Below are 18,659 nucleotides of genomic sequence, written 5' to 3' on the forward strand. Positions count from 1 at the left end.
TCCCGACCGCGTTCGCGGTCGGGTGCTTGATCAGAAGTTATGCGACAGGCTCACACGTACAGCGGTGCCGGAAACATCCCGGATCTGCAGGCCCGCGTCAGGTTCGTTCACATCGCCAAGCGTGCCATACGTGACATCAACCAGAATTCGGGTCTGACCGATCGAGTGCACGGCACCCAGTGTGATACCTTTGCCGCCGCCTTCGTAGTCAAAGCCACCAAAACCGCCTTCAGGTTCAGAGCGGGACAGAATGCCGTAGAAGTACCATTTCGGGTTCAGTAGGTAGCCGACGCCAATTTGGTAGTCGACCGAGTTTTCCGCAAATTCCGCAAGCGGACCGCCAAGAACCGGAGACTGTACGGCGACATCATCCCAGTTCCTCCAGCGGATCGATCCAAAGGCACCCCAAGGGCCCTTGATCGCACTTTGCACGTTCAGTGCGACTGTCTGAGGGGTGCTCAATTGCGTCGTCACGTCAGATGGCGAAAGGGGTTGCAGCTGTTCGACGCCATCCAGATCGTGATCGATTTCCGAGTAGTATGTCAGGTCGGCGCGAAACGCGATCGACGGGATCTCATACGCGGCACCCACAAGGAAACCGGGATTGAAGTCACCCTCGGAATCCAGCGAGTAGCTGAGAGAGGGATTTATCAGTGCACCGCTGAAATCGTTAATCTTTTCAAACCGTACCCCGGCAAAGGCACTAAAATTCTCATTAAATTTGTAGCGCGCCATCAAAGCGACTTCGGTGCCGCGATACCGGACGTTGGTGCCAGCAGACGGGGCGCCCGTACCAGTTGGGTATAGAAGCTTATAGTTGACCGAGTTGAAGCCGTGGATTGCGACTGCCCATTTGTCGCCTACATCCTGTTTGTAAGCCAGGGACAGGCCGCTAATGCTGGGTGTAACATTACCTGTTGGCTGTCCGAACTCAGTGCCTTCGGTTTTTGAATCGGCCCATCCTCCGGTGATTTCGACATAACGGCCCTGCTCAAAAAGGAACCGGTTTACCGATGGGAACCCCTCGATTCCGCCGGCAAATGCTGGGCTTGAAATCAAGCACGCGCCCAATGCCAATGTTGCAATTTTATTCATTCTTCCCTCCCTTTCCTCGGCTTTGTGTCTTCAATTGTGCCGAGGGGACCTGATGTGACCGTGGCGCTAGGGCGCGGCGGCCTGTTGAAAGCGCCGTGGTTTGCGCATGGTCGTGCAACCATCGAATGACGTGTCTTCAAATGGTTGCGCTTCCGGCCTGTGAAACTGTTTGTGGTGCAGCAGGGAGGCGCGCAGCGTGAGGCCGTCGCAATTAGGTGCGATGGCGGAACGTTGTCTTCCGTTGAATGCAATGCCTCGACCCTGATGTCGGCCGCTTTGCAGCAGGCAATACCAATTGGTTCGGCAAACAAGCCGACTGCGCGATTTTTCATAGTCCCTGTCGTTTATTGCAGCCCAGTCTTAGGCCGGGTTTTGATCTGGTTAGTGCGGTGCGAGTATCCCCGGGCTGACACCTCCTCGTTGTTTAGATGTTTTGATTGGCACGCTCCTCTTGGGTCTGCGCCGCGTTACCGAACAACTGTCTTGCACGAACTTCATCAATGACCCGAATGTGCTCTGGATTGGTCATGGATCTGCCCCTGCTGTTTACCCGTCGATTTGTTGTTTGTCGGATATGACAATTATTTGTTGCACATGGCAGACAACTTTTCAATACGTTTGTATTGTACGTCAGAATTGGAATAATATTTCGCGGCAAACGTTGTATTTTCAGGGCTTTGATCCAGTTCCCACAAACACCAGGGTTCCGCTCACACTTTTGCGGGATTTGCGCTAGGAAAGGCAGATGACGCGAAATTTGACAGAGAATCGGGCCAAACAGCGCGACAGGAACCGAGAACAGAAGCGACGGGAACTTGCCGAGAACGCGATTGCGACAATTGCGCGTGCTGGATATGCCAATACCACCTTGCGGGATATCGCGGCCTCTACCGGCGTATCGCTGGGCAAAATACAGTATTATTTTCCCGAAAAAGAGGGATTGTTGTTGTATTGCGTAGATCTGTCGGTCGACCGGTTCACGTCACAGCTGAACGAAATTCTTGATGCAGAACTCAGCCCACGCGAGGCGCGCGGTGCCTATATCGAGCTGTTTGCCCAGTCGATCATCAACTATGCGCATCTGCACAGGCTTTGGTATGACATCCGCAATCAGGCTATGTTCGATAGCCAGCTCAGGCCGCGAGTTGCTGACGTCGAGGCCCGGTTTGTCGCAATTTGTGACGAGCTCGGTAAGAAATTTGCTGTCGATGATGTGCGTGCTGTGGAAATCTATGTGATGCTGGACGGCGCCTTTCGGTATTACATCCAGCAAAGCATAGCCGGGATGCCAATCACGGCCGAGGACATCGCGCAGCACCTAAAACGCATTATAGGTTACCTGACTGGTGAAAAGTAAGTTACGGACCAATACTCGGCCGTCTCGCTATTCGCTTGCCGGGGCGTATGTTCGTTCTGTTTCCGCTCGGGTTGTAGGCACGGTTTTCCGCCGATTATCTTTGGCTGATGGAGCTCTTGCATGCAGTATATTGTCATAACAAAAAATAAATAAAACGATGACGCAATGGCTTTGCAAATGCTGCACCAACCGCGTTTTCTGTGCTTACTGCTACTTCAGTTTGGCCCGATGACGTGGCCTAGGTGTTAGGTTTTCTTTCTGCGTCACGTTGATAGAGTGGGAATGATCAGGCACCCCTATTGCAATGGGCTGACTTAGTTGTTTTCAGGATCGCTATCGGATCGAGGGTCCTTATATCGGTTCAGGTCCAGCACGCCTGCCTGAATGGGGTCGCTTGCCAAAAACATGGTCATCACCTGATCGCTGGTTTCCCAAAACCCCGGGCTTGTCCTGCGCAGCCCATAAGTGGTTACGATATCGATCCATCCGGCCTGCGACCGCACCGATTTGAGTTCGGTTACAAAGGACGCCAGCTGGGCTTCCTTAAGTCGAAAGTAAAAATTCGTATAGCTTCCGATCACCCCCGGCAGAATGGTCAGCACGTCGGCGTGCGGATTCCTGCGATCTTTTTCTTCAAACAGGAACGCCACATTGTAATGGGCCTTGTCGTGGAGCAGCGAATAGAGAGATGTGGAACCATCTTCGTTTTCCACCAAAAGCAGGGAAACATCTGACAGATACCTGACCCAATCGCCGGTTTGATCCGCGAGCGCCCGCAAGTTGTCCACAACTTCTGAACTCCCATTCGAACAGTCGGCCCCTTTGCATCTGTTGATCGTGTCCTCGATAGCCCAAAGTCCGTTGCCACGATTTAGAAGTTCTAGGAGAAACTCTTGCTTTGGCGTTTCCGTTTTAAAATCTATGCCAGTCGGAAAACTGTCATCGACACGGCGCCGGTGCCAATACGTGTGCAGCTCGGCCAGAGCTCCTTGGTACCAGGTCTTGTGCATCCTTTGCCTGTCGCCGCGCGGCATGAAGTTCAGGAAAGTGTCCTCACTCTCCATCCGCAGTTCGTCCATGAATAACCGGGTTGAAAGCTGGTGTTCGAGCCGACCGAAAACATCAAAGCCTGCGACCAAGTCGTAATAAATACGTTCGAACACCGGATAATCGATAACCCATGCGGTTTCGGGGATGCCGCCGTGGAACCCGGTCATAGCAGAGGCATTATCGAAATGCCGAAACACGGTAATCAGCGCCTGGAGATTGGTGCCCTCACCATCCCAGATTACGTCATATCCAAACCCGTTTTTGTGCGCCGCGCTGTTGCGATATCGGGCATCCCTAAACTCAAGGTATTTGATCTGGTTTTCGTGGGACATTCCGTGAAGGTCCCCCAAGAACCCTATATCTGCAGTACTCACTGGCAATTCCAGAAAGGCCGCCCCGTCCGCCAAAAAGCTGGGGTCTGTGACGGACAGATCGGCATCCGGATCAAGGAAACTGACCCAGAACCGATCTTCAATCACGTCAACAGCGGTTTCGCCGTGACAGACCGGTCCGCGGATGAAGCTGCGCACATAAAACAATGCGTCGTCCAAAAGAAACTGATAACGGCTGCGGGCCGGTATGTTGGCAAAGGTGCTGAAGGGGTTGCCGCCTTCGTCTTCTCCGTACGCAGGCAAGTCAGTGACGGACCAGGCCGAATCAAGGAATAGCTGCTTGTATCGCGCCAAACGATCCGGCCCAAAGCTATAGACCAGATGATCTTTGTGCACGATCGTTTCGTCGAATGCCTGCAGGCGATAATAAAACGGCCTTGGGCCGGGACTATCGAAGGGACGGCGTGTCGCGATGATCTCGATCTTTGATCCTGGCGGGCTGGCGGACCGCACCAGTTGAAAAAACTGTCTTGGATTGTCGGTTGGAAAGTGGAGGCGTGCCAGAAACAGATGTTCGTATATATATCTGCTCATCAATTGATGGCGCAGGTCGGGCGCGTTCAGAAAGGCCTCCCATTTTGTGATCTGATCCTGAATGTCCTGAGGGATTTCTTGTGAAGTCGATGGCAAGGGCGCACCTTTTTTAAGCCATGACATGAGGGTCTGGTATTCTTGTTCACTTAGAGGGGCCGTGGCGTAGGGCATTCCCGCCCTTGGGTTTGCTGTGCTGAAGGCGTCGAATTCCTGCGTTGTAGGGCAGGTCAAGGGGCGATCAATCGACAATCCAAGCTGAGTTGAGACAGGCGTGTTAGCCGTCAAACGGGCCTGCCTGCCGAGCTTAAGAGAGCGCTCTAACACCGATCCACCCGCGCCGGTCACCTCGGATGACGTAAGAATGGAAAAAAACCCAAGAGCCCGCCACCCGGGAATTGTGTGCGCGTCGATGCCAAGCCGTGTTGGTTGCGCATCTTTTAGCCGTTCGGAGTGGTAAACCGCCTCTTTACTGGCACCGCGCAAAAGGCCGGCAGGGGATGTCAGCTTGAGTTGGCAGGGCGCGTCGTAGCAGCTGTGGCACACCACGCAGCGGTGGTTCAGGATATCCTGCACGTTGGCCCAGTCTGCATTTTCCAGCTTGTCGTCAATGGTCGCGCCGGGCGCTGCTGCATCTGACTGGGCCAAACTTTGGTCAGCAAACAAAAACGCAATAAAAGCCGCAAAAACACAGGTCAAAAAACGGTAGTTTTGTAACGTTCGCAGCATAGGTTCCCCCGTCTGAATGGTTTGCTTTGATTGACCATCACGCCAAGCCCAAAGGCCTTAACAGGGTTATACTACTGAATTGATTTCGTTTGTCGTGTTTCCTGAACTGTTACGTTGAGGCACCGCTGGGTTTGTTTGCCGCAGTTTCACATGCGGCAAAGTAAATGTAATTGGATCTTAGATTGGCAATAGTGTCAGACCGTTGCCCCCTTGATGCGTATGGCCGATCCCACGCTACCAGCGCAAAGGCCAATGCCAATTGCGATCAACAGCTCAAATGTATCGACCGCGGCAAATGAACCATGAGCGAATACGAAGGTTGCCAACACCCCGACAATGCCCCCCATCAATGCGCCCAGCCAAACGCGGCGAGTCATCATTCCCAGGGCCAGCCCAAGGATACCCGGCAGACTGATGACGTTGGCCCCGATTGTTCCCAGAATTTCCAGCATTTCGTGTCCCTTTTCAGTCTGCCCGAGTACTCAGGAATGACTTGATGTCATCGCCGTCAGCTGCGGCCTGTTGTTGCAACGAACCCTGCGCTTTGCTGGCCAGAGTTTCGGTCACTTCCTGATACCGCTCCTGATAGCCGGGCGGCAGGCTATGGGCGATGCCCTGGTGGCAATCGATACAGGTCATGTTTTCATCAATGGCGCGTTGGTGCTCAGAGGCAGCGCGCGTTTCTTGCAACGTGAAATCCATATAGTCGAAGTTGTGGCAATTCCGGCATTCGCGACTGTCGGAGGCCTTCATCTTCTTCCAGACGGCGGTCGCCATACTCAGACGATGCTCTTCGTATTTCTCGGGTGTACTGATCGTGCCTGCCAGCTCGTGATAGACGTCCTTGACTGCCATGATCTTGGCTTTGATCTTGTGATTCCACTCATGTGGCACATGGCAATCGGAACAGATAGCCCGCACACCGGAGTGGTTGTTGTAGTGGATCGTCTCACGATACTCGCCCAGATTAGTCTCCATCGTATGGCACGAAGTACAGAACTCCTCGGTATTCGTCAGCTCAAGCGTCCAGTGGAAGCCGCCCCAGAACAGGATTCCAGCCAGAAAACCCGCAAGGATCAGAAAACCCGAGCTAAAGGCAACCGCCGGTGTCCAGATCCAGTTCCAGATGCGGCCAATCCACCCGCGTTTTTCAGGAGAGTCTGCCATCTTGGTGCTCCTTTCATTCTTGCGTTGGATTAATTGCCCGAGGACGGTTGAAAGACGTTTTCAACCAATGGCGGTGCGTCTGCTTGTGGTACGTGGCATTGGTTGCAGAAATAGCGGGTGCCTGCGATGTGATCCAACTCGTTGCCGTCGCGATCCAGATAGTGAGTCATCGACAATGTCGGGGCGTTGCGTTCGCCGGCTTTAGTCCAGTCGTGGCAGGACAGGCACTGATTTGTGCGCGTGTCGATCTGATATTGCTCGACCGAGTGCGGGATCAGCGGCGGTTGTTGGCGATAGTTGCGCTGCATGCGCCCTTCGACGTTCTTGTGGATCTGTTCCAGAGGGATCAGTTCATCCACATCGGCACCCCGCAGGGATTCTACCTGAGCTGACTGGGCAAGGGCGAATCCACCCAAGAGTAAAACGGGGATAAGGGCTATAAGGCCTGTTCGGGTTGGCTTGTTCATCTTGGCACTCCCTCAGATAGGTCTGGCTGCGCGCGGATCGGGCGCGGGAACTGGATCAGTAGGTGCGGCGACCTTGTCGTCGAACCGGTGAGTAAATTTGAAGACGTCGACGGCGCACACGTCGATGCAGCGACCGCAGGTGGTGCAGTCAGGGGAAAGGATCAGTGGTGTGGAACCCGACTTACCCTTCAGCGCAGGAGATATGACCTGATTTTCTGGGCAAACGGCATAGCAATCCATGCAATCATCGCAGGCTGCGCGATTTGAGGCGCTGACCCGCAGCAAACCTTTGGCACCAATCAGGCCGTAAAATGCGCCAACCGGACAGATGTGACCGCACCAGCCGTGGCGCGAAACGAACAGGTCGAGCACGAAGATGGCAATGATCATGGCCCACACGAACCCCGCGCCAAAAATCAGCCCGCGATGCAGCATGGTGATCGGGTTGACCAGCTCCCAGGCGATCACGCCTGTCATGCCCGAGACGATTAAAACAGTGGCCAGTAACCAAAGGCGGGTGCTGCGCTTGGGTTGCCAGCCTTTGGGCAGGTCCAAACGTCTGTGTAACCAGTTGGCTGCATCGGTGACTGGGTTGATCGGACAAACCCACGAAGAATAGACGCGCCCACCAATCAGAGCGTACGCGACCAGAACGATTACACCCCCGATCAGGGCCGTCCATTCCGGCCAGTGTCCGGCGATCGCGCTTTGCAGTAAGATAAATGGGTCGGTCAGCGGTAGCACGCCCAGCGTCAAAGAACCCGCGAGCGTGCCTTGCACGATCCAGATGCCGAACCAAGGCCCCAATAGGAAGACCGCCAGAAAGAGCAACTGGCTTGCGCGGCGCAGCAGCAGGTACTTGTGCGCGCGCACCCAACCTTTTTCCTGGATAGCCTCCATTCCGACCGGCATATGTGTGCGTGTACTCATTGCCCGACCCCCGGCAAATCATATGTGGGGGCGAACCCGCCCGGCGCGGCAAGGTTGTCAGTGCCCGGACCGGGCAGACGGTCCGGCAGATCGATGATGCCTTCGACTAGGGGACCGCCTTTGGCCTCTTTCTCTTCCCAGCCTTTGCGGTAGTGATCGGCACTGCTGCCGCGCGCCAGACGCGCAGGCAGGACCTTGATCGCGGCCTCGGGCAGAACACAGCTTTTCTCGCACATGCCGCAGCCTGTGCAGTGGTCCGCATGAACTGTCGGGATGAACAGTGCGTGGTGGCCTGAACGTTCGTTATGGGCCGTTTCCAGCGTGATTGCCTCATCAATCACGGGGCAGACGCGATAGCAGACATCGCAGCGCAGGCCGAGGAAGTTCAGGCAATTCTCCTGATCGACAAGGACGGCAACACCCATCTTGGCATCATCAATATTGTCGAGGGCCGGATCCAATGCACCGGTGGGGCAAGCGGCTGCGCAAGGGATGTCGTCACACATTTCACAAGGCACATCCCGCGCTGTGAAATAAGGCGTTCCAGTAGCAACCGCATCCACGCCCAATTCTGCCAGTTTCAATGTGTCGTAAGGACAATCTCGCACGCAAAGCCCGCATCGAATGCATGCAGACAGAAACGCCTCTTCCGGTAGTGCGCCGGGGGGGCGCAACGCTTCGGCCGGCAACGCGCGGGCATCGCGGGCAAGCCAGGCCAACAATGACCCGGCGACCACACAGCCGCCCGACGCACGCGCCGCATCCTGCAGGAAGCGACGCCTTTGCGGCGAAAGAGGTTTACCTTCAAAGGGCATGGGGACGACCTTTGCCTCGCTTGTCCGTTACGCGCGCTCGACCTTGCAGGCGCATTTCTTGTAGTCGGTCTCTTTCGACAGCGGGCAGGTTGCGTCCAGTGTCAGCTTGTTGGTCAACTGGTGTTCGTCGAACCACGGCATGAACACCAATCCACGCGGCACCTTATTGCGGCCACGGGTCTCAACCCGGCTGGTGACCTCGCCCCGGCGGGTGGACAGAACGATCTCTTGCCCCCGGCGCAGACCGCGATCCTTGGCGTCCTCCGGGTGCATGTAGACAACGGCTGACGGAAACGCGCGATGCAGTTCGGGCACGCGGCGGGTCATCGAACCCGAATGCCAGTGTTCCAGCACACGACCGGTGGACAGCCACAGATCGAATTCCTCATCCGGTTCCTCGGCGGCGGGCTCATAGGGGGCAAAGATGATCTTGGCCTTGCCGTCCTCGTAGCCGTAAAACTTAACGTCTGCGCCTTCCGGCACATACGGATCATACCCTTCGCGGAAGCGATAGAGTGTTTCCTTGCCGTCGACGACAGGCCAGCGCATGCCACGGGCCTCGTGATACATCTCGAAGGGAGCAAGGTCGTGCGCGTGGCCGCGTCCGAAATCGGCATATTCTTCAAACAGACCTTTCTGAACGTAGAAGCCGAAATGCTCCGCGTCGTCGTTGTGGAACCCTTCCGCCGTTTCCGACAGCGGGAACTGGTCGACCTTACTGTTGGCATAAAGAACGTCATACATGGTCTTGCCGCGATGCTCGGGCATCTTGGCCAGTAGTTCTTCGCCCCAGACCTCTTCGATGGTAAAGCGTTTCGCGAATTCCATCAGTTGCCACAGGTCCGACTTGGCCTCACCCGGTGCCTGCACCTGTTGACGCCAGAATTGCGTACGGCGTTCGGCGTTGCCATAGGCGCCTTCTTTCTCAACCCACATGGCCGTGGGAAGGATCAAGTCGGCCGAAACTGCGGTGACAGTAGGGTAAGGATCCGAGACTGTGATGAAGTTTTCCGGGTTACGGTAACCAGGATAGCCTTCTTCGTTGATGTTGGGCGCGGCTTGCATGTTGTTGTTGCACTGGACCCAATAGGCATTCAGTTCGCCGTCCTTCAGTTTGCGGTGCTGCAACACGGCGTGGAAGCCGGGCTTGGGTGGGATAGTGCCCTCGGGGATGTTCCATGCGGTTTCGCAGATTTCGCGGTGCTTATCATTCGTAACAACCATGTCCGCCGGCAGACGGTGGGCAAAGGTCCCCACCTCACGCGCCGTACCACAGGCCGAAGGCTGACCCGTCAGCGAAAAGGGTGAGTTTCCGGGTTCGGAAATCTTTCCCACCAGCAAGTGCACGTTATACATCAGCGAATTCACCCAGGACCCACGGGTGTGCTGGTTGAAGCCCATGGTCCACAAGCTCATCACTTTACGGTTCGGGTCGGCATATTGCTGGGCCAGTTTCTCCAGCTTGTCTGCAGGGACGCCAGACAGTTCAGAAGTATATTCCAGCGTGTAGGGCGCGACGGCTTCGGCGTATTCTTCAAAGCTGATCGGATCCATCTTGCCCGAGTTCGGATTTTCGGCTTCTTGCTGCAGCGCGTTGGTGTCGCGCAGGCCATAGCCGATATCGGTGGCGGTTTTGGTGATGTTGACGTGCTTCTTGACGAAGTCTTCGTTTACCGCGCCATTTTGAATGATGTAGTTGGCGATGTAGTTCAGGATCGCCAGATCGGTCTGCGGTTCAAAAACGATGCCGTTGTCCGCCAGTTCAAACGAGCGATGCTCAAACGTCGACAGTACATGCACTTCGCAATCCGGTTTGGTCAGACGTGTATCGGTGAGGCGCGACCACAGGATCGGGTGCATCTCGGCCATGTTCGAACCCCACAGAACGAACGTGTCCGCGTGCTCAAAATCGTCATAGCAGCCCATCGGCTCATCAATGCCGAACGTCCGCATGAAGCCTACAACGGCTGATGCCATGCAGTGCCGTGCGTTGGGGTCGATATTGTTAGACCGGAACCCGGCTTTCATCAGTTTGGAGGCCGCATAGCCTTCCCAAACAGTCCATTGGCCGGAACCAAACATGCCGACACTGGTCGGGCCTTTCTTGGCCAGCGCCTCTTTCCATTTTGCGGCCATGACATCGAACGCTTCGTCCCAGCTTACCGGTTCGAATTCACCGTTTTTGTCGTATTCGCCATTGGTCTTGCGCAGCAAAGGCGTAGTCAGTCGATCCTTGCCGTACATAATCTTGGACAGGAAATAACCCTTGATACAGTTCAACCCCCGGTTCACAGGCGCGTCTGGGTCACCTTGCGTCGCAACGACGCGACCTTCTTTGGTGCCAACCAGAACAGAGCAGCCTGTACCACAGAACCGACAGGCCGCCTTGTCCCAGCGGATGTCCGGCGCTCCGGCCTGGGCATTGGCTTGACCGGCCGCCAGCGGAATACCAGCGGCTGACGCCGTTGCTGCGGCCGCTGAGGCCTTGAGAAAAGTCCGACGGGATTCAGAATGTGTCATTGCGTGGGCCTCCGGCTGGGGGTTGGGCTTGGGGCATCGGGCTGCGGATGGGCGTCCGCGGGATCCTCGAAATGGTGATAAGTCAGTGTCAGTGAGATGACGCCCGGGATCTGGTGCAGATCCATGATGATCTCGGACGCAAGGCGCGATGGCGTGTCTTCGACGACGACAACAAAACGCCCATCTTCTGTTTCGGCGTGAATTTCGACACCCGGCGTGTCCTTCATCACGCGCGCTGCTGCGCTCGTGTGATCAGGTGCGACATGGGCGAGACAACCGCAGATGTTCATTGAGTAGCTTCCATTTGTGGTTGAGGTTGGCGTTCCGGCGCAATGGCATCGGCGGGACATAAACTTGTGCAAATCCCGCAGCCGTTGCATGTATCAAGGTCAAGCACCGGCTCTGCGCGGCCACCGGCCATCAGTTTGAAACGGATCGCGCTTTGTTCGCAATTGTCCTGACAGATACGGCAACTGATGCCGTTCATAGATAGGCAGGTGTCCGCTGTAAGCGCGGCGCGCCATGGCCAATCTGGCAGACGGTCAATCGATAACGCTTCGGTTGGACAAATCCGGGCGCAGTCACCGCAGAAGGTGCAGGGATTGTCAGTGGGCTGGAATCGGGGGTATCCATCTGTTCCGATGACGATTGCATCTTCGGGGCAAGTATCTGCGCAATCACCACATTTACTGCATGTTTCAGCAAAGCACAGCTCAACAGAGCCCGGAGGTCTGGCGATATTGCCGTCCTCTGGTCTGATCTTTGCGCTTAGAAACGCGCGTCGGCTGGTCAGTTGTTGCATTGCATGCGACCTGGCTACACTCGATTCCTGTAATCGAGTGTATCGCATACCGTGATCTGTGGGGGCCTTTTTTGATGTAGGTCATTTTGCCTGTTAAATATTAGTCATTTAGGAAACTTTAATTTTTTGGCCGAAGCGACCCATTGAGATCATCTGCGAGGGCGCGCGGTTCGGATCAGCAGAAGAAAAACAAAAACCGATCCCAGCGATGTCGTGACAATCCCAACAGGCAGCTCTTGCGGGGCAAGCAACAGACGGCTCAGGATATCCGAGCCTGTAAGCAAAGCTGCCCCAACAATTGCAGCGGTAGGCACAAGCTGGCTGTGCAATGGTCCTGCGATACCGCGCGCGATGTGGGGAACCATCAAGCCGACAAAACCGATCACACCCGCAACGGACACAAACACAGCAGTCGCAAGAGCGGCCACGAAGAACATCCGGAACCGTAAGCCTTGAACGGGCACACCCAGGGTGGCGGCCGTCAAATCACCAGTCAGCAGCGCATCAAGCCAGCGGCTACGGTACAATGCATAGGCGAGGATCAATGCTAAACCTGCGCAGACCAGAGGGAATGTCTCCCACCGGGCAAGACCCAAACCCCCAAGCATCCAAAAGATAACAGAATGCGCCGCACGGCTGTCGCCCGCGAAAATCAGATAATTGGTAATAGCTGAAAACAAGAACGAAACCGCAAGCCCCGCGAGGATCAGTTTTTCGGGCGCGCTTGTGCGCAGCCCATGAACCAAAGCCAGCACAATGCCTGATGCGATAAGCCCTCCGAAGAACGCGGCCAGTGGCAGGGTCCAAAAGCCCAGCACATCTCCGGTTACTGTAATGACAAAGACAGCTCCCGCCGCAGCGCCAGAGGACAGGCCGAACAGAAACGGGTCCGCCAGATCGTTGCGTGTGGTGGTTTGCAGGACAACGCCGACGATGCCCAGCCCGGCACCGATCACGGCGGCAAACAGCGCGCGTGGTAAGCGCAGGTCAAACACGATGCGGTGGAGCGGAGACATTTCCCCTTCCACCATTCCCGTGCCCAACAAGACACCGGCCAGTGCGTCAGAGGCCGGAATGGATGTGGTTCCGTAGACCGTCGAGGTTAGCAAAAGGGCAGCCAATACAGCCGCCCCCAGCAAGAGTGTAAGGCCAAGTCGGCCCATATCAGTTCAGGCCCGGGTGCATGGCTTTGGCCATTTTCGAAATTGCTTCGATATTTGCCGGTCCGGGTGTCAGTTCCTCGTAGCGCAGACCAATCCAGCGTTCGTTCTTGACCGCATCCGTCTGAGACATCACGGGATGGTCCTGCAGGAACTTGAAGGTATCTGCGGCGCCATTTCCAGTTTGATAATCAAGTAAAACCAGGAATTCCGGGTTCGAAGCGGCAACAGCCTCCCACGAGGAACGTCCCCAGCTGGTGTCCATATCATGGGTGACGTTCTCGCCGCCAGCGGCAGCAATCATCGCGTCGGGAATGGCAAACTTACCAGCCGTAAACGGGGCATCGGCGGGACCGTCCAGCAGGAAAACGCGGGGTTTTGGCAGGTCGGCTGTCTGTGTTTCAATCGCGGACAGTTCCTCTTTCCAGTCGGAAACCAGCTCTTCTGCTTTGTCTTCAACGTGCATGACTTTGCCCAAGCGAAGGACGTCGGTGAACAGCAAGTCCATGCTGGCTTCGGGGCGATCCTTATCCAGATGTACGCAGCTTTCCGTCAGGATCATCGTTTTGATGCCAAACGGCGCAAGAGTGTCCGGGGTCACGTCACCGCCCGGCTTCATGCCATAGTACCAGCCCGCAAAGAAAATGTCGGGTTCGACAGCGACCAGATTTTCAACTGTCGGGTACTTAGGCGCAAGTTCCGGGATGTCGCCGCGCAGGGTGTCAAACTCGGGGCTGGTTTTGTACCAGCCAGTGATGCCCGTTAGGCCCACGATCTTGTCCTGCAAACCCAGCGCAAAGGCCATGTCGGTCATGTTCATGTCGTGTACGACCAGCCGCTGGGGCTGAGTTTCAAACACCATGGGCTCGCCACAATTGTCGACAGTGATCTCGCGCGCTGTTGCGGCACTTGCAATGCCGCTGATCAGTGCAGCGCACCAGAGAGTTTTGTTCATGTTATTTTTCCTAGTTTGAGGTAATGGTTCTTCGGATATCCAGTGCCGGGATCATGCGACCTTCGTGCTGAAAGCTAAGAAAATCGACACCAAACGTTTCCCGGACCCTTTCGGGTGTCAGCACTTCGTGCACCGGGCCGAAACCGGTCAGACGCGTGGATTTCATCAACGCGACATGGGTCGCGAATTCCGGGATCATGACCAGATCATGAACGATCATGACTACCGTAATGCCCAGCTCGGCGACCAGCGACAACATGCGTCCCTTGGCGTCCGGGTCCAGATGGTTCGTCGGCTCATCCAAAAACAGCAGCGAGGGGTTCTGCGCCAGCGCCCTTGCGATATGAGCGCGCTGGCGTTCCCCGCCGGATAACACGGCCATCCGCTTGTCGGCAAGGGCGACGAGTCCGGTCAGTTTCAGGATTCGGTCCAATTCCAAGGCGTGCTCAGCGGCAGACCGATTAGCGCGGATCGGGATTTGCCCAAGGGCCACGTAGTCGCGCAGAAACAAACGCCCGTCCGGCGACTCTTGCTGGCTGACCACGGCGATCATTCGGGCGCGGTCCATCGCCGATAGCTGCCGAAGGCTGCGCCCCTTTACCAAAACGTCCCCCAGCACAATCTCTTCGCCGCCGCACAAAAGATTCAGCAGCGTTGTTTTGCCCGCACCGTTTGGGCCGGCAATTGCCAGGGTTGCCCCTTCATTCAGTTCGAAATTGATGTTTTGCAGCAGTACGTCGCCGTTCAGGGCGTAAAACTCCAGCCCGCGCGCCTCAAGGAAAGCTCCGCAGGTCATGCGCTTGTCTCCAGCTTTAGCCGTGGTAGGCGCGCCAGGGTTTTTTCAAGAAGGGTAGGCGGGCGCTGCGATGCGTTGGTCCAACCGTCACCGCTGCGATGGTATTGATGTGCAAATTCGGCCAAAGCATCCACGTCCTCAGCCGATTTGATGTCACCGAAAAGGTACTGCGCTTTGTCTAATGCCTGAAACCCGACAGTTGTGGGCCGACCGCAACCGGCCATGCAGGAAACGCTTTGGATGTCAAAACTGGATGGAAGCTTGCTTGCAAGCGCAGCGCGCAATGAATCCGCCCGGTCAGAGCCCTCGCAGGTCTCGCAAATCAGAAGGAAATGATCAGGACTGATCGACATGGCCCACTCCGCCTGTTGCCAAGCGCGGACAGAAGGTGCCAATCATGTCATCATGTCTTAGACGTGTCATAAAGCCTCCTTCCAGGACGCCCCGCCCCGGGTTGGTTGAACATCGGATGGTAGGTCTCCTGACTTGCGGGTCGTGGCTTGGCCATCCTTCCCGACCCGTTCCGGTCAGTGGGTATTTGGCGTCGCTCACCGCTTACAGTTGCGGGGGCAGTCACGGACTTGGCGCTTGTTGGCAACCTCACCGTATTCCCTTTTCATCCCTTGGCGAACCACAGGGAACCATCGCGGTGATGCTTGCCCGAGTTCCGATTTTGGGTCAAGCGATAATACTTAGCGCCCCACGCACAGAGGTCATTTGTCATTTGCCAACGATCTGACTACGCTGCGTCGCAGAAATGTAGGGACAAAGGTGGATATGTTCTGGTTCTGGGGGGACCGCACATCCAATGTTTAAAACGACGAACACGCATTCGTAAACAAAGCCGGTCGAGATGAAAATTCAAGAAAACAGAACCTATTCTCAACTGAAGGTAGGCGACAAGGCGCAGGTCACCCGATTGTGCACCGTGGACGACTTGTACGCGTTTGCCTCGGCTTCGGGTGATCACAACCCGCTGAATCTGGCGGCCTATGACGGAGATGGAGATGGACACCCCGAGGCTGTCGCGCCCGCCTTGTGGCCCGCGGGTCTGGTGGCTGCGGTTATCGGAAACATCTTACCGGGGGCCGGTACGCAAACACGTCGGGCGGACCTGAGTTTTCATGCTCCGGTTATGGCGGGCGAAGAACTGACCGCCTTTGTGGCTGTTACCGAAAAGCGTGAAGACGGCGACCTGACCTGTTCCGCCGAAGTGCGCCGGGTCGGGGATAACGCATTGATCCTAAGCGGCACCGTACAGGTCACGCCACCGTCGCGGCATTTGACCTTCGACTCGGTCGAGGTGCCGGGACTGATCGTTCAGCGTCACCGGCATTTCGACGCTTTGTTGGAAAGGGTACGTCCTTTGGACCCGATGCCTACAGCGATCGTCGCGCCGGAAGAGGCGAATTCGCTAGGCGGGGCATTACTCGCTTTGGAAAACGGTATCATTACTCCGATTTTGGTGGGCGACCCGGACAAAATCACCGCCGCTGCCGACCAGCTTGGGGCCGATTTGTCCGGAGTTGAAATCATTGAAGCGCGAGGCCACGAAGTGGCTGCCCAACGCGCGGTCCGGCTTGTCGTCGAAGGTAAGGCCCGGATGCTGATGAAGGGTCATTTGCACACGGATGTCTTGTTACGCGCCGTTCTGCGCAGGGAAAAAGGTCTGAGAACCGGGCGGCGGCTGTCGCATGTGTTCGTGATGGACGTGCCAGGCATGTCTCGGCCCATCATGGTTACAGATGCGGCGGTGAATATCGCACCGGATCTCGAAACCAAGGCCGATATCGTTCAGAACGCCATCCATCTTGCGCATTCTATTGGCATCGAGATGCCTAAGGTTGGCGTCTTGTCAGCGGTTGAGACGATCAACCCGCATTTACCGTCGTCTGTCGATGCCGCGCTGTTGTCGAAAATGGCCGAGCGTGGACAAATCACCGGCGGGCTGGTCGATGGCCCATTGGCTATGGACAACGCGGTTGATCTGAACGCGGCGCGGACAAAAGGCATCACCTCACCAGTCGCGGGGGTCGCAGACATTCTGGTTGTTCCGAATATCGAAGCCGGCAACATGGTAGCCAAACAGCTGACATATATCTCTCATGCCGAGGCTGCCGGCGTCGTGATAGGTGCTGCTGCACCGATTATCCTGACATCTCGGGCAGATGATGATGCTTCGCGGCTGGCGTCTTGTGCTGTCGCGGCGCTGCATGCAATTGCGAATGAAGGCAAAATCCATGGCTGAACATGTTTTGGCGCTGAATGCCGGGTCGTCCTCGTTAAAATTTGCGCTGTACGAACTGGTCGGGGATCGACGCCCCAGTATGCGCTGGCGCGGTCAGATCGAGCGGCTGGGGGATGCCCCACGCCTGTTGGCCCAATCGGCGGGGGGGCGATCTGTCGATCGCCAGCTGTCTGGCGCTAAAACTCATGACGAGGCCATCAATGCGTTTCTTGAACTTACCCGCGAATACCTGCCGGACATTCACGTCCGGGCCGTGGGCCACCGCGTCGTTCACGGAGGGCCAGTCTATTCGGAACCTGTCGTGGTGGACGAGCGAGTCTTTGATACGCTAAGCGGTTTCATTCCCTTCGCGCCTTTGCACCAACCCTACAGCCTTGCGGGTATCAAGGCGGCCGCGGCAGCCTTTCCGGGTACCACCCAGATTGCGTGCTTCGATACCGCGTTTCACAGGACACACCCTTGGGTGAATGATACCTTCGCATTGCCTCAAAGATTCTACGAAAAGGGCGTGCGCAGATACGGGTTTCACGGGCTCAGCTATGATTACGTCTCGCAAAAGCTGAAAGAAATTGCGCCGGGTTTGTACGACGGCCGCGTCGTCATTGCGCATTTGGGAAATGGCGCGTCGATGTGTGCGGTGTCGGGCGGTCGGGCCGTGGCCTCGACCATGGGGTTTTCGGCGCTCGATGGTCTGCCCATGGGCACCCGCAGCGGGCAATTGGACCCGGGGGTCGTGCTTTACATGATGCAGCAAGAAGGGATGGAGGCAGACGAAATCGCCGAGCTTCTCTATCGAAAGTCCGGCTTGCTTGGCCTGTCCGGCATGTCCTCGGACATGCGCACCCTGTTGGCTGCAGATACTCCGGATGCGCGCAAAGCGATTGAGTATTATGTCTTCCGCATCCGCCGTGAACTGGGCGCCTTGTCTGCCGCGCTGGAAGGCATTGACGCTTTGGTCTTTACCGGAGGCATCGGCGAAAATGCCGCCCGCATCCGTCAGATGGTCTGCGAAGGGATGCGCTGGATCGGCATTGATATGGATCCGAACCGAAATGCCGACAACGCTACGGTTCTGTCCACTGATTTCAGCCGGGTGCGTATTCTGGCTATTCCCACAAACGAAGAGATGGTGATCGCGCGTGCAGCGGCGAGAATGGCATGATCGCTTCTAATCCGGTTTGTTTTTTCCACGCCGCGCGTATCTGAGCAGAACGCCTAGAACCGTGCTGATAATATCGGGTGACAGCATCCCGATCGGATCGCGCTTTAGGCCGACGATTGTGTTGCGCGCCTCGGCCAAGTTGTCCCGGACTTCGTCCTCGATGTCGTGCAGCGCCATATCCCGCAATTCGACGGCAGCCGAAGTGTCACTTTCGGCGGTCATGGAATTTGCAACCAGCGCGAGGATCACGGCCAGAACAAGGTTCACACCGGCCACTATGATCGCGGCCAGAGACTTTGACATGGCCTCGGACAGCCAAAAGAACCCGGCGACGTTCAGCATGATTACTGCAAGCCCAACGGCTAACCCGGCAGCAGCGTAAAAGCCTGTGCGTTTCGCCGCGACGGACAGTTGCCTTTGAGCAATAAGACGCTCGGCTCGCAGGATGATCGAAATGTTGCGTGAAATGCGGTTCATGTTCGG

General features: G+C 56.3%; 18 protein-coding genes and 1 riboswitch. Of the genes, 3 read left to right on the forward strand and 15 right to left on the reverse strand.

Annotation, left to right across the window (positions count from 1 at the left end; genetic code table 11):
- Window positions 1-30 precede the first annotated feature (30 nt).
- Window positions 31-1,095, reverse strand: coding sequence for a hypothetical protein (locus DHN12_RS07395; protein ID WP_108859616.1), 1,065 nt, complete (start codon window positions 1,093-1,095; stop codon window positions 31-33).
- 745 nt (window positions 1,096-1,840) lie between these two features.
- Between DHN12_RS07395 and DHN12_RS07400 the strand changes: the two genes are divergently transcribed.
- Window positions 1,841-2,452, forward strand: a complete 612-nt coding sequence (locus DHN12_RS07400) for a TetR/AcrR family transcriptional regulator (protein ID WP_108859617.1) — start codon at window positions 1,841-1,843, stop codon at window positions 2,450-2,452.
- Between the two features lie 314 nt (window positions 2,453-2,766).
- Here the strand turns inward: DHN12_RS07400 and DHN12_RS07405 are convergent, their stop codons facing one another.
- The 13 genes from DHN12_RS07405 to DHN12_RS07465 all read right to left on the reverse strand — a co-directional run bounded on the left by DHN12_RS07405 (window position 2,767) and on the right by DHN12_RS07465 (window position 15,119).
- A complete protein-coding gene (locus tag DHN12_RS07405; protein ID WP_234416574.1) occupies window positions 2,767-5,073 on the reverse strand; it encodes a fatty acid cis/trans isomerase in 2,307 nt (768 codons plus the stop codon).
- 275 nt (window positions 5,074-5,348) lie between these two features.
- Entirely contained in the window at window positions 5,349-5,606 is a 258-nt protein-coding gene (locus DHN12_RS07410) for a hypothetical protein (protein WP_108859619.1), read from the reverse strand.
- Window positions 5,607-5,619: 13 nt separating this feature from the next.
- Window positions 5,620-6,321 carry a NapC/NirT family cytochrome c gene (locus DHN12_RS07415; protein WP_058272027.1) on the reverse strand — a complete coding sequence of 234 codons (702 nt, stop codon included), beginning with the start codon at window positions 6,319-6,321 and terminating at the stop codon, window positions 5,620-5,622.
- A gap of 29 nt (window positions 6,322-6,350) precedes the next feature.
- Entirely contained in the window at window positions 6,351-6,788 is a 438-nt protein-coding gene (locus DHN12_RS07420) for a nitrate reductase cytochrome c-type subunit (RefSeq protein ID WP_058276667.1), read from the reverse strand.
- A 12-nt stretch (window positions 6,789-6,800) separates the two neighbouring features.
- Entirely contained in the window at window positions 6,801-7,718 is a 918-nt protein-coding gene (gene napH, locus DHN12_RS07425; protein WP_108859620.1) for a quinol dehydrogenase ferredoxin subunit NapH, read from the reverse strand.
- A complete protein-coding gene (napG, locus tag DHN12_RS07430) occupies window positions 7,715-8,533 on the reverse strand; it encodes a ferredoxin-type protein NapG (protein ID WP_108859621.1) in 819 nt (272 codons plus the stop codon). Before napG ends, napH begins: the two co-directional genes overlap by 4 nt.
- A gap of 27 nt (window positions 8,534-8,560) precedes the next feature.
- Complete coding sequence (gene napA / locus DHN12_RS07435) at window positions 8,561-11,053, reverse strand: nitrate reductase catalytic subunit NapA (protein ID WP_108859622.1); 2,493 nt, start codon at window positions 11,051-11,053, stop codon at window positions 8,561-8,563.
- The gene (locus tag DHN12_RS07440) at window positions 11,050-11,343 is read right to left on the reverse strand and encodes a chaperone NapD (RefSeq protein WP_108859623.1); all 294 of its coding nucleotides are present in this window, start codon (window positions 11,341-11,343) and stop codon (window positions 11,050-11,052) included. Before DHN12_RS07440 ends, napA begins: the two co-directional genes overlap by 4 nt.
- The gene (locus DHN12_RS07445; protein WP_306418394.1) at window positions 11,340-11,903 is read right to left on the reverse strand and encodes a ferredoxin-type protein NapF; all 564 of its coding nucleotides are present in this window, start codon (window positions 11,901-11,903) and stop codon (window positions 11,340-11,342) included. Before DHN12_RS07445 ends, DHN12_RS07440 begins: the two co-directional genes overlap by 4 nt.
- 101 nt (window positions 11,904-12,004) lie before the next feature.
- On the reverse strand, window positions 12,005-13,018 hold the full coding sequence (locus DHN12_RS07450; protein WP_108859625.1) for an iron ABC transporter permease: 1,014 nt from the start codon (window positions 13,016-13,018) through the stop codon (window positions 12,005-12,007).
- A 1-nt stretch (window position 13,019) separates the two neighbouring features.
- A complete protein-coding gene (locus tag DHN12_RS07455) occupies window positions 13,020-13,970 on the reverse strand; it encodes an ABC transporter substrate-binding protein (RefSeq protein WP_108859626.1) in 951 nt (316 codons plus the stop codon).
- Between the two features lie 10 nt (window positions 13,971-13,980).
- Window positions 13,981-14,766, reverse strand: a complete 786-nt coding sequence (locus DHN12_RS07460; protein WP_108859627.1) for an ABC transporter ATP-binding protein — start codon at window positions 14,764-14,766, stop codon at window positions 13,981-13,983.
- The gene (locus tag DHN12_RS07465) at window positions 14,763-15,119 is read right to left on the reverse strand and encodes a DUF1636 domain-containing protein (protein ID WP_108859628.1); all 357 of its coding nucleotides are present in this window, start codon (window positions 15,117-15,119) and stop codon (window positions 14,763-14,765) included. Before DHN12_RS07465 ends, DHN12_RS07460 begins: the two co-directional genes overlap by 4 nt.
- Before the next feature lie 100 nt (window positions 15,120-15,219).
- A riboswitch (cobalamin riboswitch) is annotated at window positions 15,220-15,427 on the reverse strand.
- Between the two features lie 192 nt (window positions 15,428-15,619).
- Between DHN12_RS07465 and DHN12_RS07470 the strand changes: the two genes are divergently transcribed.
- Both DHN12_RS07470 and DHN12_RS07475 read left to right on the forward strand, forming a co-directional pair.
- On the forward strand, window positions 15,620-17,014 hold the full coding sequence (locus tag DHN12_RS07470) for a bifunctional enoyl-CoA hydratase/phosphate acetyltransferase (protein ID WP_108859629.1): 1,395 nt from the start codon (window positions 15,620-15,622) through the stop codon (window positions 17,012-17,014).
- The gene (locus DHN12_RS07475) at window positions 17,007-18,176 is read left to right on the forward strand and encodes an acetate/propionate family kinase (RefSeq protein WP_108859630.1); all 1,170 of its coding nucleotides are present in this window, start codon (window positions 17,007-17,009) and stop codon (window positions 18,174-18,176) included. Before DHN12_RS07470 ends, DHN12_RS07475 begins: the two co-directional genes overlap by 8 nt.
- 6 nt (window positions 18,177-18,182) lie before the next feature.
- Here DHN12_RS07475 and DHN12_RS07480 read toward each other — a convergent pair whose 3' ends face one another.
- Window positions 18,183-18,653, reverse strand: coding sequence for a phage holin family protein (locus DHN12_RS07480; RefSeq protein ID WP_108859631.1), 471 nt, complete (start codon window positions 18,651-18,653; stop codon window positions 18,183-18,185).
- Between the last annotated feature and the right edge of the window lie 6 nt (window positions 18,654-18,659).

The sequence above is a fragment of the Ruegeria sp. Alg231-54 genome (assembly GCF_900143525.1).
In the GTDB taxonomy this organism is placed as follows: domain Bacteria; phylum Pseudomonadota; class Alphaproteobacteria; order Rhodobacterales; family Rhodobacteraceae; genus Ruegeria.

Bases quoted from the DNA above. Each gene is read 5' to 3' on its own strand.
- DHN12_RS07395 (WP_108859616.1), bottom strand. From the start codon at position 1,095: ATGAATAAAATTGCAACATTGGCATTGGGCGCGTGCTTGATTTCAAGC.
- DHN12_RS07400 (WP_108859617.1), top strand. From the start codon at position 1,841: ATGACGCGAAATTTGACAGAGAATCGGGCCAAACAGCGCGACAGGAAC.
- DHN12_RS07410 (WP_108859619.1), bottom strand. From the start codon at position 5,606: ATGCTGGAAATTCTGGGAACAATCGGGGCCAACGTCATCAGTCTGCCG.
- DHN12_RS07415 (WP_058272027.1), bottom strand. From the start codon at position 6,321: ATGGCAGACTCTCCTGAAAAACGCGGGTGGATTGGCCGCATCTGGAAC.
- DHN12_RS07420 (WP_058276667.1), bottom strand. From the start codon at position 6,788: ATGAACAAGCCAACCCGAACAGGCCTTATAGCCCTTATCCCCGTTTTA.
- napH (WP_108859620.1), bottom strand. From the start codon at position 7,718: ATGAGTACACGCACACATATGCCGGTCGGAATGGAGGCTATCCAGGAA.
- napG (WP_108859621.1), bottom strand. From the start codon at position 8,533: ATGCCCTTTGAAGGTAAACCTCTTTCGCCGCAAAGGCGTCGCTTCCTG.
- napA (WP_108859622.1), bottom strand. From the start codon at position 11,053: ATGACACATTCTGAATCCCGTCGGACTTTTCTCAAGGCCTCAGCGGCC.
- DHN12_RS07440 (WP_108859623.1), bottom strand. From the start codon at position 11,343: ATGAACATCTGCGGTTGTCTCGCCCATGTCGCACCTGATCACACGAGC.
- DHN12_RS07445 (WP_306418394.1), bottom strand. From the start codon at position 11,903: ATGCGATACACTCGATTACAGGAATCGAGTGTAGCCAGGTCGCATGCA.
- DHN12_RS07450 (WP_108859625.1), bottom strand. From the start codon at position 13,018: ATGGGCCGACTTGGCCTTACACTCTTGCTGGGGGCGGCTGTATTGGCT.
- DHN12_RS07455 (WP_108859626.1), bottom strand. From the start codon at position 13,970: ATGAACAAAACTCTCTGGTGCGCTGCACTGATCAGCGGCATTGCAAGT.
- DHN12_RS07460 (WP_108859627.1), bottom strand. From the start codon at position 14,766: ATGACCTGCGGAGCTTTCCTTGAGGCGCGCGGGCTGGAGTTTTACGCC.
- DHN12_RS07465 (WP_108859628.1), bottom strand. From the start codon at position 15,119: ATGTCGATCAGTCCTGATCATTTCCTTCTGATTTGCGAGACCTGCGAG.
- DHN12_RS07470 (WP_108859629.1), top strand. From the start codon at position 15,620: ATGAAAATTCAAGAAAACAGAACCTATTCTCAACTGAAGGTAGGCGAC.
- DHN12_RS07475 (WP_108859630.1), top strand. From the start codon at position 17,007: ATGGCTGAACATGTTTTGGCGCTGAATGCCGGGTCGTCCTCGTTAAAA.
- DHN12_RS07480 (WP_108859631.1), bottom strand. From the start codon at position 18,653: ATGAACCGCATTTCACGCAACATTTCGATCATCCTGCGAGCCGAGCGT.